This is a genomic window from Paenibacillus sp. J22P51, from assembly GCF_059692215.1.
This window is the reverse complement of record NZ_JCAUAZ010000007.1, coordinates 77,586-94,010: the sequence shown is the minus strand read 5'-3', so window position 1 is coordinate 94,010 and position 16,425 is coordinate 77,586. Positions and strand designations below refer to the sequence as shown.

Sequence of the window (16,425 nt, the reverse complement as noted above, 5' to 3'; positions counted from 1 at the left end):
TTATAGGATATCCTTTGAATCGTCACCTTATTAGCATGGACGGTTTATCAGTTAAATAAAAGTACTAACCGCGTTTAATAAAACGGGAAAACATCGACTTCCTATGTCGAACGGAGAGTTGGTTGATGCTTTCATTGGGGAGAATTTCACGGAGGAATGGTTTCAGCGCTTCGTAAAAAACGTTCAAATATTGAGGTTGATCCTGGATGCAATCTCCCTTCCAAACCGCTTGCATAACTTCTGATCTGGGAATGTATGGCATCGTACACAGTGGCGAATACGGAAGTGAGTCCTGCCATTCCCTTTGAAGATGCGCGGGTAAAGCGCCATTCGCGATGTAATGAACCTTTTTACCTCGCTGCCGGTAGGATTCGAACTCCCCAATCAGCTTACGCGAGCTGGGTCGATCACACTTACCTGGCGAGCTATCTACCATAACGATGATCTCATCCGCACTAAAACAAAGCTCCTGCACTGCAGGGTGCTCCCACTGAGTCGATACGTCCCATATGACGATCGGCTTCTTCATCATGTGTAGAAGCTTAAAAGCATGGGAAGCTTGCCATATGCCTTGAAATCCATCAGGGTGAATGGGAGCCCAAATTGTAAAACCGTTGTTCCATGGTGTTGTGTAAGTTGAAGTTGCGTCACGAATGTGATCGGAGGGAAAGATGTAGGGATTCGGGGCGTTTCGATCACCGAAAAGCAGCATATATAAATCGGGTTCAATCGTTGGCTGCTCGACTAGCGCGTTTGGGATTTGGAGGGCATGAAAGATTCTAGCTAGTGTGATAGCCGTGAAAGTCGCACCTACTCCTGCGAATAACCCGCCAATCACAATTAACTTATCGGTCATATGAGATGGGCGTGATGTTGATTGAGGATTTGCGACTGTAATGACCGGATTAGCTTCGGGGTAGATGGAACGAAGTCTCAGCTTCACTTCCATTGCGGTTTGGCAGCGGTTCTGAGGTTGATCTTGCAGGAGAAAATGAACCGTGGTACGTAAGACTTCCGGTATTCCTTCTTTTAGCAGCTCCAATGGCTTGGCCTTACTGTACGCATAGTGACCGCCGGACAATAAGTAATACAGCATCGAGCCCAAAGTGTATAAGTCTGTGCGAGCATCCGTTTGCAGCCCCAGATATTGCTCAGGAGCAGCGAATCCGATGGTCCCCAATTGCATCGTATCGGATGCTTGTCCTTGTTTGAATTGTCTAGCTACACCGAAATCAATTAATCGGACCTGATTATGTTGGTTGAGCATAACGTTGGATGGCTTAAGATCGCGGTAAATGATCGGTCGAGGTTGGAACGTGTGTAAATAGTGGAAAATATCGAGTAATTGAAACGCAATTTGAACAATTTGTAGAATTGGCATCTCGTTATGATTCTTTTCGAATATATCCTGAAGCGTTGGCCCCTCGATATAGTCCATAACCAGGTAACCTTTACCATCATCGCTTATAAAATAATCGACCAATTGTGGAAGCTGCGCGTGCCCAAGCTTGGCCAACATTTCTGCTTCCTCCATGAAGGATACCTTGTCGGAACCTGTGCACAAACTTTCCTTCACTGCCCAGCGCTTCCCCATGAGCTTCTGATCTTCCGCTAGATATACCTGACCCATGCCGCCTTGTCCAAGCATATCGACGAGAAGGTATCTCCCTCCTACTATTGATCCTTGCCACTTTGGATGTTGATTCAAGATAGTAAAAAACCCCCTCTTATATCCAAGTCATAATGCTCTTGATTATAAGGGAGGGTCATTTGAAAATCTAGCTATTTTTCCATATTTTATATTTTTTGCAAATATAGCGTTAGTTCTTCGCGATTGTGAAACAGCTGCTTTGCTTTCAATAGGAAGAGCGAATCCTCGAAAATCCTCAGGATATCACGAACCGTTTGAAACGGTTTCTTATGCATAAGCTTCACAGTGATGATGGCAGTCCCGCCACTTTGCAAGGAGAAAAGTAAATCCGCCACAAGGCGCCCCATTTGACGCGGGTCCCAGCTCATATCACAAACAAGTAAATCAAACTCGTTTTCACGCAGCTTCACTTCACCTGCATTTTTCTTTAAGAATGTTAACAATGGATTGCCTAGTAGTCGAGGGTTCAATGCTGCTGGATCGATGGCTGTTACTTTCAATCCACGTTCGAGCAGCAAGGAAGTCCATCCACCTGGTGCAGCCCCAATATCAATCGCTTTGCGAGCAACACTGAAATCAATCCCGAAACGCTGCTCTGCTTCCAAAAGCTTGAACTTGGCACGAGAAATTTGATCCTCTTCCTTCATAAAGCGGATCGCCCCGCCAGACCAATCGGATAAATTGTCTTGTGGCTTCGATATTCCGATGTATAGCTTCTTGGCGCTAATGTACACCGAGATGATGTGGTCCGCATAACGAACAACAGGCTCTCCCCCGCATTCCGAAACGAGGATTTCATCGATGGCGGCCTTAATGGAAAAAGGCGCGTAGGGAACATCTGCCCGCTCTTCTTTACGAATTTGCGTAGCAATTTTCTCGCCAAAACTAAATAAACCAGCAGCATAGGCTTCACGAAGCCAAGCTGTTAAATGCGCAATATCAGCATCCGTTCGAGTAAGCTCCCATTCCTGATGAACAGGTTGAACATGTCGAAGAAAGATCGGCTCATTCTCTTGCATTGTTGAAATCACATCTGACGTATCATCAGGAATTTGGAAATAAAACACTTCCGTCGGCACCAATAATGTAAATTTCGTGAGTGGGAATAGCTTACGTAGTTCATCTTGCGCATATTGTGCGAACCCGTGATTCGAGGTTCCAATATAGGTCGTTAATTGTGTCATAGCCGCATCCTTTAAGTAATCTACGTTCATTTTAGCTAGCTTGCCAAAGCAAGCCTATTTGTCTTCAATAACCTTAATCCATGGCCGATCTTGAAACCATTCTAAGGAAACATTAATGCCAAAAGCTTTATGAATATTTTCTGGCGTCAACACTTCTTCTTTGCGTCCTGAGGCAATCAATTCTCCTTGCTCAATAATAGCGACATGCGTAAATAAAGGCATAATTTCTTCGATGTGATGAGTGACATAAACAACAGTTACATCTTGCTTACTGAGATCATTAACATCGGATAGAAACCGCTCACGTTCAAATAAATCCAGCCCAGCCGCAGGCTCGTCCATTACAAGGATTGCTGGCTTACTCATCAAGGATCGTGCAAGCATGACCTTCTTACGCTCTCCTTGTGAAAGGCTTCCCAAAGGTTGGTCGGCCAGATGTGGAATCCGAACACGCCCCAGCATCTCGAGTGCCCGATCTTTCACTTCCTGCGGAATTTCTTGATAAAATCGAAGAAAAGCAAACTCCCCCGTTGCCACGACTTCCAGCACAGGATCACTCAAATTCAATTTCTCAAATAGCGATTGGGAAATGTATCCAATTTGCTTACGTACTTCCCTTACATCACATTGACCATACCGATTGCCAAGTACATCAACTGTACCACGGCTCGGAAATTCATAGCCATTCATCATTTCTAGCAGTGTCGTTTTGCCGGAACCATTACGGCCCAACAATACCCAGTGTTCACCGGATTCGATATGTACATTCACATCGTTTAAAATATGGCGTTCTCCCCGAATAAAATGAATATCGGATAAATGGATCATGAGTTCGTTTCCTTTCATATTACGGTTTACTTGGATAGGTTCCTTGTGCAACCCCCAACAATACATCATCTGGCATACGATGCGCATAAAGCTCCATGCTCTCAGGCTTGGCAGCATTAAGCATCTGGTACATCTGCGTGCATGCAGAAGGACTGGAGGTATGAATATAAATCGTTCTTGGAAATTTACGCTGCTGAATCAACCAAATGACTACATCCATGCCTGTTTGCTTCGACATCCAGCCCAAATCATGATCTAAAGATAAGATGTCGATCTCACAATCTTCAAGCAGCGTGATACATTCTTTAGCATCTTTGGCTAGAACAAATCCTTGAGGACAAGGACGCGAATCATCTAAGTATACATGAATCATCCTCACATTTCCTTTCCAGCAACGATTTTACAAGTACAATCTCTTCCCGATGCGTGCCATCGACCCCAGTACCTGTCTCAAGAACTATTGGTATGTCCCGTAAGAAGGGGGACTCTAATAGACGTTGGAAATTCGCAATGCCGATATGACCCGCACCAATGTTAGCATGCCGATCGCGGTGTGATCCGAAGGGATACACGGAATCATTCAAGTGAACAGCCTTCAAATGAGGCAGATAATCTAGTTGATCGCCCTTCGATTCCAGCTCTAACCAATCTGAGCCTTGCCAAAGTCGGCTTGCAAAGGCATGACACGTATCTAGACAAAAACCAATCCTCTCAGGTGAATCACATAGCTTGCGTACTTGTGCCATTTCTTCCATGGTCAACCCTAATTGAGACCCTTCTCCAGCTTGATTCTCAAGCAAAATGAAAGAAGCTCCCGTGTAACCCTCCGTAGCACTATTCAAACATTGTATTATATTTTTGTAGCCTTGTAACGGGTCTTTTCCAGTATATTTGCCAAAATGCACCACAAGTCCAACAGAACCGCAGGCATTTGTAATGTCCAGCCCATTTTTCAGTAATTTAACCATTGTTTCACGTTCAGGCTCATCCACAGCGGGATTCAGCGCATAAGGCGCATGTCCAATCGAAAGAATTCCATGCTCCTTACACAATTGCGCACATGCACTCGTGTCTTTGTGATTAACAGCTTTCATAGCTAAACTACGAGGGTTCATAGGAAAATATTGAAAGGCATTTGCACCCAAGGAAAGGGCGGTTTTAGCTGCATTCAGATAACCACCACGCGTACTTACATGGGCGCCGATAAACAAATTCCATCCGACCTTTCAATTTTGGCAATGGGCACAATAAAAGCATTTACGACTTGAAATCTCGATTTGAATGATGGGATGTCCGCAACGCAAACATGACTCATCTTTGCGATCATAAACTCGGCATCTCGCATTATATTGTCCTGTTAGTCGATCCCCCAAGAATAGGGGCTCCTCCATGTAGCCACCGACTTGAATCGCTTCCCGAAGCAGGGATTGCATGGCTTGATAGAGCTGGGATTGCTCCAAATCGGTAAGCGATGGAATCTTTCGTAAAGGGAGGATGCCCGCTTCAAAGCATATCTCATCTGAGTAACAATTCCCTATGCCAGAAAGAAAGGTTTGATCGACAAGCGTTACTTTAAGATTACCCCTTTTTGGCCGAAGGGCGTTTCGGAACTGTGCTATGTTTAAATCGAGTGGCTCTGGCCCTAGCTTTTGCAAGAGAGCTGAGATCTCCTCCGCAGTATGCATGTGTAAATAACCTAATCGCAACCCAATAAAAGATAGACTTTGAACACCTAGACGGATTTCCACTTGAATGGTTCGATCTGGCTTCTCTTCTTGCGTTCCAACGAACATCCAACCGCCTAGCATGAGATGCAATAGCAGTATCTCACCAGAGGCCAAATGAAACAATAAGTGCTTTGCTCTTCGCTCGATCCGAACAATTCGGTTACCGATAAGCTTTCCCGTAAATTCTTCGGGGTCTACATTCAAGGATTTCGGACGTGTCACATCGACTCTCGTAATCGGTACGCCTATGATCAATCGTGTCAATTGCTGACGATACGTTTCCATTTCTGGAAGCTCAGGCACGCGAATCGCTCCTTGCCATTTTTTTACCTTGTATAACCAAATGGCGGATTGCGTAAACACGTAGAAGAAGGTTATATGGATGAAATGCGCATAAAAATCCCTAAATTAAGCCTTCACTGACGTAAGCTGGCTTGGGTGCCTTCGGGTTTCGTTTTTTACCAAAAATATTATCAGAAGCTACTGCGTGAGGAACTTGTTTAACATTTGAAATGTTTTCTTTTTTTCGCATTTTCTGTTTCAAACGAGCTATACGCTTCTCCCAAGCTTCCTCAATCTCGTTGATTTTGCGATCACCACGATGAAGCGCACGTCGCCGCCAGAGCCTCGCCCACGCTTCCTCTGCATAAAAGACCGCTTGCCCTAAGTCCTTCTCTCGATGCTCAAAATACATCGCTAGCTCCAAGTACGGCTCTAGCTGCAAGGAAATACTTGAAGGTTTGAGTAAAATAGCCTGCTTCCACAGCTCGATTGCTCGGGTATATTGGCCATTTTTCTTAAAATAGCCTGCCAATTGAAGATGTGCATTTTCTTGTTCAGTCGTGATGGTAGCAGAAGCACTATTCAGAAGCATTGCGTATAGAACATTGAAGTATCGTTCCGACTTGGAAGATCTCCCCATTTTATCAAGCCATAGTCCTGTTCGGAAAAGTTCCTCGGGGTCGAGGAGATCTAAGCCAATTTCAGAATTGGAGGCTAGATCAGAGTCAATCTCCAGATCATCATTACTTGAGTCGATATCTATGTCAGGTTCTTCTGGGCGCAGCAATTTGCCAAAATGGATCGTCAAAGCAGCCAATGTCACAATATCATGTTCATTATGAATAAAAACACCTTGAAGGACAGCCGGATCCTTCTCCGCCAAATATTGAAAATAAAGCGCAGGTGCCATCGAACCCGGCACGTCATCAACTCTCTCAAAGCCAAGCCGGCTCTCCTCCACCTTGCTCAACCGACAGGAGGGCAGCGTATTGCGCCACAAACTTCTTGAAGGATACAGCAGATCAAGCTGCAGCAGCTCTGAGTCGTCTAAGTTGAGACGATTCAGGACGAAGCGATTTTTGAGAATCGGCCAATCAAACGTACGGCCGTTATAAGAGACGATATGCGTATATCGTCCTAACAGTTCTTGCAGGTACAGCAGCATCGCATGCTCCTCTGCTGGGTTGCGTATCAGGAGCTGTTCAACGGTGAACAGCTCGCCAGTATAGTAGCCGATGCCGACCATAAACGGCACATTGCCTGCCCCGACGCCGAGTCCGGTTGTCTCGGTATCGAAGAAGAGCAGCTCTTCGAGCCGGACGACGGCGTCCTGCTCGTGAAAGCAAGACAGCTGCGGCGCAACATCGGCGAGCTCACGCAGCCGATACTTGCCGTGCACGCTGTCTGCGCCGTACTCGCGGCGCCGCATGACGAACGAGCCCGCGGGGCTCGTCGCAATATGGGCGTCGAGCTGCGCCCACTCGCCTCTTGCCTCTGGCGGGGGCGGCGGTGTTACCCCAGCCGCCGCGGGTCCTCGCAGGCGGCCGAGCCTTTCACGGAGCCCGCTCATCGGGCACCGCCTTCAAGCTCTGCGAGCAGCTCCAGCGCGAGCTTCTTGCCTAGCAGGCCGACCTCTTCGATCGGCCCGACACAGGCCGGGCAGCCGCTGATGCAGCCACAGCTCCTGATCAGGCTGCGTGCTTGATCCATCAGCTGTCCGTGGACCTCGTACAGCCGATCACTAAGACCTACGCCTCCCGGGTAGCGGTCGTAGAAAAACACCGTCGGCAGCTTGCTATGCACCGCCTTCACTTGCGGAACGACCCGAATATCCATCGGGTCGCACATCAAATACAGCGGCGCCAGATGCGCCAGGACGTTGGCAATGCCAAGCAGCGCATGCTGCATGTCATTGGCCGAACGCCCTGTCGCCATCGCCTCGTCGAAGGTAAACCAATAGGAGCTCGTATGCAGCTCCTCCTCTGGCAGTCGTATCGGCCCTGAGCCGATATTCTCATGCGTGCGCAGACGGATTTTCTTGAAAATCGTTGGCTGCGCATTCACAGTCACCTCGCCAAGTTGACGCAAGAGACCACCAACGCGCCCCTCCCGATTTACATGCAATACTTTGAGTTGTACAGCCATACTCGCATCTGTGAAGTAATCGACATTCACTTGTCTCACGAATGCTTTCTTCTCTTCGTAATCCAACTTTTCCACTTGGAATTGAATGCCTTCATGTATATAGATAGCCTCTTCATGAATCAAAGTCGGTGCACTAAATCGATCACATTCACCAATCACGCGATGGCCATTCGTCATATCGATAATGATAAAATTCTCTTGCGCCGCAGAGCGCAAAGATATGTTATGGGCTGGGAACGATTGCTCCATCCAATACCAGCGATCATTGACCTGATGGAGCACTTGTTCCTCTGTTAAATACTCCAAAACATCGGTGAGCGACTCCTCACCGAACTTCTCCTTCGCTTCGAAAGGCAGCTCATAAGCCGCGCACTTCACATGATCGACGAGAATAATCAAGTTATCAGGATGAATTCGTGCCTGCTCCGGCGGACGCTCGAAGAAATACCGCGGATTCTGGATCAAATATTGATCCAGCGGATTGCTGCTCGCAACGAGTATCGTCAGCGAGGTCTCCTGCCTCCGTCCGGCACGCCCGGACTGCTGCCAAGTGCTGGCTATCGTGCCTGGATAGCCATTGAGCACGCACGCTTGCAGCTGGCCAATGTCGATGCCCAGCTCCAGCGCGTTCGTGCTGACAACGCCGCGGATTTCCCCGCTGCGTAAGCCACGTTCAATCTCCCTGCGCAGCTTCGGGAGATACCCGCCGCGGTAGCCGCGGATCGATTTGCTGCCCAGCTCGTGACTCACGAGCTCCTGCAGATAGGTCAGCAAGATCTCCACGCGCACGCGGCTCCGTGCAAAAACAATCGTCTGGATCCCGCTCCGCAGCAGCTTGCCTGCTAGCTTACGCGTCTCCAAGACGGAGCTCTTGCGGATTCCCAACTGTTGATTAACAACAGGCGGATTATAGAACACAAAGTGCTTCTCCCCTGCTGGAGCGCCGTTGTTGTCAATCAGCGTTACGGTTTCACCGATCAATCGTTCAGCGTGCTCCTTCGGGTTATCAATTGTTGCTGATGCACAAATAAATTGCGGATTAGAGCCATAGAAGCGACATATTCGCTTCAATCGTCGAATCACATTAGCCACATGACTGCCAAATACACCCCGATAGGAATGCACTTCATCAATCACGATATAGTTCAAATTCTCGAAAAGATTCACCCATTTGGTGTGATGGGGCAGGATCGCAGAATGGAGCATGTCGGGATTAGTAACGACAATATGTCCCGCATTTCGTATTGCTTGGCGGACTGTTGGCGGCGTATCACCGTCATAAGTATGCGTTTTAATATCAACGTCCATAAACGTAATCATTTCCTGAAGCTCTGCCACTTGATCTTGTGCCAACGCTTTGGTAGGAAATAAATAGAGCGCTCGTGAAGCATCGTTTTCTAGAATTTTCTGAACAACCGGTAGATTGTAGCATAGCGTCTTGCCAGACGCCGTAGGAGTAACCGTTACAACATGGTTTCCTGCCGTAACTTGGCGAAACGATTCCGCTTGATGTGTATATAACTGCCCAATATGTTTCTGTTGAAGTGCAGCACAAATACCCTCATGCAACCCTTCTGGAAAATCAGCCAGCTTAGGATCCCGTGGGGGTATTGTGTGCCAATAGGTGACTTGTTCCATGATTTCAGGCGAATTACGCAGCCCGTCAATCATCTCAATCATTGAAGAAACCTTACCTGTGAAAGGATTCATAAACCGAATCTCCTTACCCATTTCGTTTCTTCCATTTTACAGAATATACGTTCGTATGTCTACATTAAATCGGCTGAATCATCATAATCGTATCGAATGCCATCATGATCATCGCTTGTTATAAGAGCTGAGACCGACAGCGCTTGGTTTGCACTTTCTTGCATTTTAAACAAAACTTCTTGATAGTCTCTAGAACGGTGCTCTTCTCTATCATATTTCATGGCAGTTCTTAAAGCTCTTTCAATGATAATGACATCATGACTCGTGAAATTCACGGCTCCTCGCACCCTTCTTAGTCCATCATTTTCATAACAACTAGCTTTGCCAATTTGCGCCAAACCCATACAATTCTACAAAAATCATAGAAATTCGTAAACCAGCTTGTAATCAGGTAAAATTAGGATGAAATACAAAAAAAGGAGGAATAATTAATGTCCGCATCGTTACCAAATGAAATTGAAGCACATCGCCAACCTGACCATGAGATCAATCCGCAGTTTCTAGAGCGTTGGTCCCCACGTTCCTTCTCCGACCAAGAAGTGTCCGAGGACGTTTTGCTTAGCTTGTTTGAAGCAGCCAGATGGGCACCATCAGGAAGCAATAATCAGCCTTGGCGCTTCATTGTCGCACGCACACCTGATCAGCTAGCAAAATTCTATACGTTCATAAATCCGTCTAATCTTGTCTGGTGTGAAAAATCCCCTGTTCTTACGCTCGTTTTTTCACATACCAAAACGCCTAAAGGTACAGACAATCCAAGTCATGCGTTCGATGCTGGCGCAGCTTGGGGATACTTAGCACTTGAGGCAAAAAATCAAGGTCTAATCACCCACGCGATGGGCGGATTCGATGCCGAAAAAGCCCGTGAAACACTTCAAATCCCAGCTGATTATCAGCTTCATGCCGTTGTAGCCATCGGGTACCGTGGTCCTGTCAACGCCCTTCCCGAAAATCTGCAAGAACGCGAAGTCCCATCCGGAAGACGCGAAGTTAGCGAGTTCATATACGCAGGACAATACGAGTGATTCGTTTCAATTTGACGCAAAACAGGACCTCACTTACATACAAGTGGAGTCCTGTTTTTCTTGAGTCCGTTAATACGGTGACTCGATTTTATCGACCTTTGATTTATAAGAGGGATCAAAATAAGCGGTAAAAGATAGATTTATCGTAATCTTCTTATTTTCTTCCTTCGGTAAATTCCCATAATTAACGGCATCTATCGTGATCAGCCGCGGAAGATTTTGCAATTGCGTAATCGCAGCTGTCACTTCCTTAAACGTACCACTCAGCGTCGTTGTCCCTTTGACCTCACGCACACTTGGGAATGCAGTCTTTTTCGTCGCATCAGCAGGCTGAGTCGCTTTCTCACTCACAGTGAAGGCAATGTTACTTAAAGATACGTTCTGATCCATTCTAATCTTATTCAAATCTAGCGTTAATTGCTCTGTGTTATCCCATAAAGGAACGGCTGCCTGTACGTCTTTCATTGAGGGACCCACAGTCGTCTTCTGTTTTTCGTTAACCTTTTGAGTGAGAAGCTGATTTTGCTTTTGGAGTACGCTCTGTTCACTCGCTTGATTCTTAAGTTTCGAAGAAGAAGGAATCTGCACAAAATAATAAAACACGAAAAGTCCCAAAAAGAGCAGCATTGCGCAAATCAACAATAAAGATTGCTTATTATTTTTGATTGACATTAGTCGTTGCTGCTCCTTTCGCATCCAATGTTTCTGCCTTGCTAGTTGAATCTTTCGCTGCATCCTTCTTCAGTGTTACAATATAATTCACTGTATATTGCTTTGTCGACATTTGGGCTGCATTCAAATTTCCTGGATTCGTATTCGTCCCCGTCCCGTCACCAGCACCAGTGGCAGCCACTTTTCCACTTGTCGTTTCTGTAATGGATTGCAGAACTGTATTATCCCCAAAAGCCAATTTCCTTAAATCAAATAAATAACGTGCGGAATCTTCCATACTCGTAAACAAAACCGTTAATGAAATCTGAGCATTTGCAGCATACGCTAAAGTACTGATTTGAGCATCAACGGGCAGAGGCTTTTTCAGATCATTCACGATCGATACCACATCTTTTCGAGCCGCTTTCGTTACCGCAATGAAATTAGCAGGATCCGATGAAGTTTCCGGTTTTACCGTTAATTTGGCTTCAAGAATGGCTTTCTCCTGTTTGAACTGTGTCAGCTTCGTCTCATTCGAGGCGATTTCTTTCCTATTTTCCAAATATGTCATTCCACTTAACCCCATACAAGCCACCCATGCTAAGGCAAAAATCAATAAAATAAACAATTTGATTTTAGTTTCTGTTTTCCGATGAGGCAGCAAGTTAATTTGCGCATTACGCTTCGTAAATTTAGCGAGACCGAGAGCAACCCGAAACGCGTTCGCATCAATTCTTCTCGAACGACCTTTCCTGGATACATCAAAATCTACGGTCTCTACACTAATTTCTAACAGAGCAGATTGCAACTCTCTATGAAGCTGTAGACTAGCTTGATTTGCTCCTGTTCCCGTTATTATGATATGAGAGATTCGACTTGCTCCCTCTTGAATACTATATTGATAAAAACTCAGCATTCTTGAGATTTCAGCGATAATTTCGCCAATTTGGTCGGAAGTCAACTCCTCAGTTTCATTGGCATCATGCTCCACTAAGGTAATCGTACGCATAAAAATGGGATTGCCATTCTGCAGCATATAGACCTCTAGCGAACTCTTATCCAAGGAAATGAGCATGGATTCTTCAAAAAACTCATTCTTTTGTGAAGCAATCACTCTTGTCAGCGCCGTTGCGGTAATTTCTGCAGCTTTGACACGAATCCCCGCATCTTCGAAAATACTCACATAGCTTTGAATTAATTTTTCCGGCGCTGCGTAAACAAGAATTTGTGTATTTTCGTCATCATGTCCAACATTAATGAAATCATAAACGGGATCTTCAAAAGGCAAGCGCAGCGCAGTTTCAACCTCTAGCTCCACAAGCTTCCTGAGCTCTAATGCCTTGATGCTTGGGATTCGCATTTTTCGAATAATGATTTGAGAGGTCGGGATCGCGATCGTTGCCTTAGCGCCTCGCAACCTTTCCTTTTTTACCCATTGCTTGACTTGGAGACTTAAAGACTCAGTGTTCATAATGTGGTCTTCAATGATTAAATTCGGTGGTATCGAGAGAAAGCCGCCTGATCCAACTTCCCATGTTTTTTTCTTCTTCGCCGTTGCATATCGGATACCCGTTTGATCGATCGTAATCCCGATTCGTTTTGTCCCTAGCCCGAACATTCGCATCACATCCTGCTATCCGATTAAATTGAGGTAAGCCTCTATAAGATCCGATCCATATCCGTAAGAAATCAGGATGCCCACAGCCAAATAGGGGCCAAATGGGATCGGTTGTTTTCTCTTAATAATATTTAACAGCAGCAGCAATCCGCCAACTAGACTGCCTATCAGGCATGCTAAAACGAAAGCCACAAGGATATGAGTCAAACCCACGACTGCGCCGCAAACCAACAGAAGCTTGGCATCTCCCATTCCCATACCACCGCGAGTTATTATAGAAATCAAGATCACAATCCCGCATCCAACGACAGCACCAAGTACGTAACTCCACCAGGCCTGATCACCGGAAAATACAATTCTAACTAACACACAAATTGGAAAGAAAAATAGTAAAACTTGATTGGGAATCCGCATGACCGTCAAATCTGAAATCGTAATAATAACTAATAAGCTCACCAGTACGAGACCAACCAAGGTTTCGCCCGAAATCCCGTTATGCCTATACACCCACAGAAATAATAATCCCGTTACCAATTCCCCTATCGGATATAAAATGGAGACTTTTGTCCTGCAATATTTACATGTTCCTTTACTCAAAAAATAACTGATCACCGGGATTAAATCCCTCGGTTTCAACTGTGTCCGACATGTCGGACATGCGGATGGTGGATGTATTAAGGACCGCCTCGCTGGCACGCGCAGCGCTACAACGTTGAAGAACGAACCTAGAACAAGTCCAAGGATGAAAACATAAACAGCGATTAGAATCGTCATGTGTTTGGGCCGCTTTCGGTTGATTTTAAAAAAGGAATCGGAATGGACCGATTCCTTTAGGCAATTTTCAAAAGACTTTTTATGGGACTATAACCTTTTTGCCTTTTCCTATTAGAATTTCCGCTCCTGTAAGCTTCCAAGTTTTCGCATCATTAACTAGAGTAATATAGTCTATTTTCCCCTCAGTATCAAAAACCACATTGCCACCTGTTATACTAGTTTTAGTACTAGGGAGCACTATTGGTGTTTCAAGATAATTTTGCTTTTGAAGACCCTTTGTTGCGTCACCTGAATTTGTAATTACACCAATTGTTTTACCTTTAGGATCAGAATCAAGCTCTGAAGTTACGTACAACCTTGCAGCCTGATAAACTTGTACAAAGGTAGCAGTATCTGAATCCTCTTTAGACTTTTCAATTACCCCCAATATATAAGGCACGGCAATCGCCGCAATCACCGCCAAAATAACAATCACCGCCAATAATTCAATCAGCGTAAAGCCCTTTTCCTCTTTTTTCAAACGGTTCATCATTTTAATTAACATAGTTATTACCTCCATATTTTTTTTATCAACTCAAATTGGAATACATACTAAACATCGGTAGCATAATCGCAGCTACTATTCCTCCAACTAATCCGGACAAAATAACTAACAATAAAGGCTCCAACAACGATTTCAAACGATCTACGGTATTCTCAACATCCATTTCATAGAAATCAGCGATTTTCTCTAACATCTGATCTAATGAACCTGTTTCTTCGCCAATCGCAATCATTTGTGTGACTAATGGAGGAAAAACCCACGCTTTCTTCAATGGCTCCGATAATGGGTTACCTTGTCTTAAGGACTCTGCTGATTTACGAATATAACCGCCTATCACCTTGTTGCCCACCACTTCTTCTACAATAGCTAATGATTGCAGCACGGGAACAGCACTCGCGTACAGAGAGGCAAGCGTTCTAGTCATGAGGGCCACGGACCCTTTTTGCTTCAGTTTCCCGAAAATGGGAATTCTCAATTTCAGGTAATCGATGGCATAGGCGCCTTTACTGTTGCGTTTAGCAACTTGATACACGACTATAACGGCAGTAATCGCGAGCAGCCATGACAACCACTGGTGTTGAATACTATTGCTTAACAATAGAACAATGCGTGTGATCAAAGGCAATTCAGCATGTAATGACTCGAATGTGCTCACGAACTGGGGCACGACGGACTTCAAAAGATAGATAACGGCAATAATCGAAAGCCCTCCAACCGTTGCCGGATAAGTCATCGCTGATTTAATCTTCTCGCGTGTTACATGTTCTTTCTCAAAAAACTTAGCTAAACGATCTAATGTGCCTTCCAAATCCCCTGTCTCTTCTCCCGCTCGGACCATGTTAATAAACATCGGAGGAAAAATCCGTTTATGATCGGAAATCGACTGAGAGAACGGAATCCCTTTGGAAATTTTCGATGCTACGTCGGTTAAAGCTTTTTTTAAGGCTTTACTCTCCGTCTGGACTGCTAATATGGTCGTCGCCTCTACGATATTTACGCCAGCTCGAATCAACGTGGCAAATTGCCTGCAAAACACGATAAAATGAATCGTTTTGACTGGATTACCGATGTAAATTTCAGTCTTAAATGCTTTGAATTGATCTTCCCTCACGGAGAGAACGATATATCCTTTTTTACGAAGCTCATCGACCGCTGCCGGCTTATCTGAAGCAGTAATTTTACCCTTCAACTGCTTGCCACTGCTGCCCCTAACCTCGTATATGTACTCTGACATTACATGACACCACCCTCAGCAAGATAGGCTCTCGCTGCGATCGGATCAATCAGTCCTTGCTGCATTTGCTCCTTGATGGACATATCCAGTGTATGCATGCCTAGATTACGGCCTGTTTGCATAACGCTCTTAATTTGGTGTATTTTCTCAGATCGAATCAAATTACCTACGGCAGGCGTGTTAATCATAATCTCTGTTGCACAAGAACGGCCTACGCCTCCTGGTTTAGGAAATAACCGTTGAGAAATGACTGCCACAAGAACAGCTGCAAGCTGCACCCGAATTTGGCCTTGCTGATGTGCAGGAAACGCGTCGATGATACGGTCAATTGTTTGTGGAGCATCTGTCGTATGTAAGGTTGCGAATACCAAATGCCCTGTTTCTGCCGCAGTCACGGCTGCAGAAATCGTCTCGAGATCACGCATCTCACCGACCAAAATAACATCTGGATCTTGCCGCAATGCTGCACGGAGACCATTCGAGAACGACTTTGTATCGCTACCCACTTCACGTTGATCAATGATCGAAGACGAATGAGTATGTAGGAACTCGATCGGATCTTCCAGCGTGACAATATGCTTCTTCTCTTTGCGATTGATGTAATTAATCATGGCGGCTAACGTCGAAGACTTCCCGCTACCTGTTGGACCAGTTACTAGTACTAAGCCTTGCGGCTTCAACGCTAATGTTGAGATGATCGATGGCAGCTGCAGCTGTTCAAGCGATGGGATCATCGTTGGAATCGTGCGAATCGCCACACTAACCCTTCCTCTTTGTCGATAGGCATTGATCCGATATCTCGAACATCCTTCTAACTCATAGGAGAAGTCCAACTCACCTGCATCTTGGAAACGTTCAATTTGCTTAGTACTCAATAATGCTTCTACCATTCCACGCGATTCATCGGCCGATAATGGCTCTTGACCTACAAGTTGCAAAGCCCCGTGGACACGTAATACTGGTGGTGAGCCAACAGATAGATGTAAATCTGAAGCGTTCGACTCATGCGCTTGCTTCAATAGGCCTAAAATACGAGTTAACGAATTAGACAT

Annotated in this window: 16 protein-coding genes; 1 reads left to right on the top strand and 15 read right to left on the bottom strand. The window is 45.4% G+C overall.

Annotation, left to right across the window (positions count from 1 at the left end; genetic code table 11):
* Positions 1 to 64 precede the first annotated feature (64 nt).
* The 9 genes from AC58QC_RS16600 to AC58QC_RS16560 form a co-directional block, all read right to left on the bottom strand.
* Entirely contained in the window at positions 65 to 1,708 is a 1,644-nt protein-coding gene (locus tag AC58QC_RS16600) for a serine/threonine protein kinase (protein WP_497416237.1), read from the bottom strand.
* Positions 1,709 to 1,797: 89 nt separating this feature from the next.
* Positions 1,798 to 2,835: an SAM-dependent methyltransferase gene (locus AC58QC_RS16595; RefSeq protein ID WP_497416236.1), complete on the bottom strand. Its 1,038-nt coding sequence runs from the start codon at positions 2,833 to 2,835 to the stop codon at positions 1,798 to 1,800.
* Positions 2,836 to 2,889: 54 nt separating this feature from the next.
* Positions 2,890 to 3,663 (bottom strand): ABC transporter ATP-binding protein, encoded by a 774-nt coding sequence (locus AC58QC_RS16590; RefSeq protein WP_497416235.1) that lies wholly within the window; start codon positions 3,661 to 3,663, stop codon positions 2,890 to 2,892.
* A gap of 19 nt (positions 3,664 to 3,682) precedes the next feature.
* Positions 3,683 to 4,036, bottom strand: a complete 354-nt coding sequence (locus AC58QC_RS16585; RefSeq protein ID WP_497416234.1) for a cyclic-phosphate processing receiver domain-containing protein — start codon at positions 4,034 to 4,036, stop codon at positions 3,683 to 3,685.
* Complete coding sequence (locus AC58QC_RS16580; protein ID WP_497416233.1) at positions 4,014 to 4,874, bottom strand: deoxyribonuclease IV; 861 nt, start codon at positions 4,872 to 4,874, stop codon at positions 4,014 to 4,016. Before AC58QC_RS16580 ends, AC58QC_RS16585 begins: the two co-directional genes overlap by 23 nt.
* Before the next feature lie 15 nt (positions 4,875 to 4,889).
* Positions 4,890 to 5,693 carry an Fpg/Nei family DNA glycosylase gene (locus tag AC58QC_RS16575; RefSeq protein WP_497416232.1) on the bottom strand — a complete coding sequence of 268 codons (804 nt, stop codon included), beginning with the start codon at positions 5,691 to 5,693 and terminating at the stop codon, positions 4,890 to 4,892.
* Positions 5,694 to 5,793: 100 nt separating this feature from the next.
* Positions 5,794 to 7,242, bottom strand: coding sequence for a ribonuclease H-like domain-containing protein (locus AC58QC_RS16570; RefSeq protein ID WP_497416231.1), 1,449 nt, complete (start codon positions 7,240 to 7,242; stop codon positions 5,794 to 5,796).
* Positions 7,239 to 9,527, bottom strand: a complete 2,289-nt coding sequence (locus AC58QC_RS16565) for a DEAD/DEAH box helicase (RefSeq protein WP_497416230.1) — start codon at positions 9,525 to 9,527, stop codon at positions 7,239 to 7,241. The genes AC58QC_RS16570 and AC58QC_RS16565 overlap by 4 nt, the downstream gene beginning before the upstream one ends.
* A 59-nt stretch (positions 9,528 to 9,586) precedes the next feature.
* Complete coding sequence (locus AC58QC_RS16560) at positions 9,587 to 9,802, bottom strand: hypothetical protein (protein WP_497416229.1); 216 nt, start codon at positions 9,800 to 9,802, stop codon at positions 9,587 to 9,589.
* A gap of 156 nt (positions 9,803 to 9,958) precedes the next feature.
* On the opposite strand from AC58QC_RS16560, the gene AC58QC_RS16555 reads away from it, so the two are divergent.
* Positions 9,959 to 10,552, top strand: coding sequence for a nitroreductase family protein (locus AC58QC_RS16555; protein WP_497416228.1), 594 nt, complete (start codon positions 9,959 to 9,961; stop codon positions 10,550 to 10,552).
* 69 nt (positions 10,553 to 10,621) lie between these two features.
* Here AC58QC_RS16555 and AC58QC_RS16550 read toward each other — a convergent pair whose 3' ends face one another.
* From AC58QC_RS16550 to AC58QC_RS16525, 6 genes are all read right to left on the bottom strand, one after another.
* Positions 10,622 to 11,224 carry a hypothetical protein gene (locus AC58QC_RS16550; protein WP_497416227.1) on the bottom strand — a complete coding sequence of 201 codons (603 nt, stop codon included), beginning with the start codon at positions 11,222 to 11,224 and terminating at the stop codon, positions 10,622 to 10,624.
* The gene (gene pilM, locus AC58QC_RS16545; RefSeq protein WP_497416226.1) at positions 11,208 to 12,821 is read right to left on the bottom strand and encodes a pilus assembly protein PilM; all 1,614 of its coding nucleotides are present in this window, start codon (positions 12,819 to 12,821) and stop codon (positions 11,208 to 11,210) included. The genes AC58QC_RS16550 and pilM overlap by 17 nt, the downstream gene beginning before the upstream one ends.
* Positions 12,822 to 12,836: 15 nt before the next feature.
* On the bottom strand, positions 12,837 to 13,595 hold the full coding sequence (locus tag AC58QC_RS16540) for a prepilin peptidase (protein WP_497416225.1): 759 nt from the start codon (positions 13,593 to 13,595) through the stop codon (positions 12,837 to 12,839).
* Positions 13,596 to 13,674: 79 nt separating this feature from the next.
* On the bottom strand, positions 13,675 to 14,139 hold the full coding sequence (locus tag AC58QC_RS16535; protein WP_497416224.1) for a pilus assembly FimT family protein: 465 nt from the start codon (positions 14,137 to 14,139) through the stop codon (positions 13,675 to 13,677).
* A gap of 25 nt (positions 14,140 to 14,164) precedes the next feature.
* Complete coding sequence (locus AC58QC_RS16530) at positions 14,165 to 15,373, bottom strand: type II secretion system F family protein (protein WP_497416223.1); 1,209 nt, start codon at positions 15,371 to 15,373, stop codon at positions 14,165 to 14,167.
* On the bottom strand, positions 15,373 to 16,425 hold the full coding sequence (locus AC58QC_RS16525; RefSeq protein WP_497416222.1) for a type IV pilus twitching motility protein PilT: 1,053 nt from the start codon (positions 16,423 to 16,425) through the stop codon (positions 15,373 to 15,375). Before AC58QC_RS16525 ends, AC58QC_RS16530 begins: the two co-directional genes overlap by 1 nt.

What these genes read in the sequence shown, in the direction of transcription:
- AC58QC_RS16590 (WP_497416235.1), bottom strand. Translation starts at nt 3,663, where the DNA reads ATGATCCATTTATCCGATATTCATTTTATTCGGGGAGAACGCCATATT.
- AC58QC_RS16525 (WP_497416222.1), bottom strand. Translation starts at nt 16,425, where the DNA reads ATGTCTAATTCGTTAACTCGTATTTTAGGCCTATTGAAGCAAGCGCAT.
- AC58QC_RS16535 (WP_497416224.1), bottom strand. Translation starts at nt 14,139, where the DNA reads ATGTTAATTAAAATGATGAACCGTTTGAAAAAAGAGGAAAAGGGCTTT.
- AC58QC_RS16595 (WP_497416236.1), bottom strand. Translation starts at nt 2,835, where the DNA reads ATGACACAATTAACGACCTATATTGGAACCTCGAATCACGGGTTCGCA.
- AC58QC_RS16540 (WP_497416225.1), bottom strand. Translation starts at nt 13,595, where the DNA reads ATGACGATTCTAATCGCTGTTTATGTTTTCATCCTTGGACTTGTTCTA.
- AC58QC_RS16570 (WP_497416231.1), bottom strand. Translation starts at nt 7,242, where the DNA reads ATGAGCGGGCTCCGTGAAAGGCTCGGCCGCCTGCGAGGACCCGCGGCG.
- pilM (WP_497416226.1), bottom strand. Translation starts at nt 12,821, where the DNA reads ATGTTCGGGCTAGGGACAAAACGAATCGGGATTACGATCGATCAAACG.
- AC58QC_RS16550 (WP_497416227.1), bottom strand. Translation starts at nt 11,224, where the DNA reads ATGTCAATCAAAAATAATAAGCAATCTTTATTGTTGATTTGCGCAATG.
- AC58QC_RS16565 (WP_497416230.1), bottom strand. Translation starts at nt 9,527, where the DNA reads ATGAATCCTTTCACAGGTAAGGTTTCTTCAATGATTGAGATGATTGAC.
- AC58QC_RS16555 (WP_497416228.1), top strand. Translation starts at nt 9,959, where the DNA reads ATGTCCGCATCGTTACCAAATGAAATTGAAGCACATCGCCAACCTGAC.
- AC58QC_RS16585 (WP_497416234.1), bottom strand. Translation starts at nt 4,036, where the DNA reads ATGATTCATGTATACTTAGATGATTCGCGTCCTTGTCCTCAAGGATTT.
- AC58QC_RS16530 (WP_497416223.1), bottom strand. Translation starts at nt 15,373, where the DNA reads ATGTCAGAGTACATATACGAGGTTAGGGGCAGCAGTGGCAAGCAGTTG.